Consider the following 746-nt stretch of genomic DNA (forward strand, 5'->3'; position numbering starts at 1 on the left):
GAGTAAGGTTAGTATTTTGTCCTTCTTCATCTCCTATTTTACTACTCTGCTCTTGTTTATTAATTAATTCACTTTCTTCTTCGACAAAAAACCATGTTTATTAATTCTCTCTTCTTTTCTATCATTGTATTTATCCTTTTCCCTGCCTTGGGTATTGGCTACACCCTTATCGTTGTCAAGATCATCAAATTCCTTTTCTTCTTTAGGAGTGACTATATGTTTTTTTGCTTCATCTTCAAATGTATATTTTTTATTTGTTAATTCATTAGTGAAATCTGGAGCATCTTCTTCCGAAGCTCCAAGCTTGTTTAGAATATAACTCCTATTAAATATATAATTTTTGATTCGATCCTCTCCAATTTCATCGAAGAAAATACCTTGGTCTTCATGGTTATATTCTTTTTGAAGTAAATCAGAAGTATAACAAAAAGCGTCAATAGAGGTATGCAATGTAACTTTAATGTCACTCGGCTCAAACTGTTGAAGTTTTTTTAAATAGTATGCTTCTTCAGCAGTATATGACCTTTTTTCCACTAGATAATGTAGCAATTCGCTTTTCCAAAACATAGAGTCAGTTTTATTTTGCTGGAAGTTAAACAATTGTTCATATAAATTCAACCAGAATAAACCTGTTTTACAGCATCTTTTCTTTCAGTATCTAAAATTGCTTCATTTACGAACTTTAACTCTTTGAGATGAAATCAACTTTCAACTTCCGTCTCTTCATATATAGTCGTAACTGAAAG

1 protein-coding gene is annotated in these 746 nt (G+C 31.0%); it reads right to left on the reverse strand.

Annotated features, from left to right (window positions below; genetic code table 11):
- Positions 1–63 precede the first annotated feature (63 nt).
- Positions 64–534, reverse strand: a complete 471-nt coding sequence (locus JCM19033_RS21690) for a hypothetical protein (RefSeq protein WP_198153633.1) — start codon at positions 532–534, stop codon at positions 64–66.
- Between the last annotated feature and the right edge of the window lie 212 nt (positions 535–746).

The sequence above is a fragment of the Thalassobacillus sp. C254 genome (assembly GCF_001310615.1).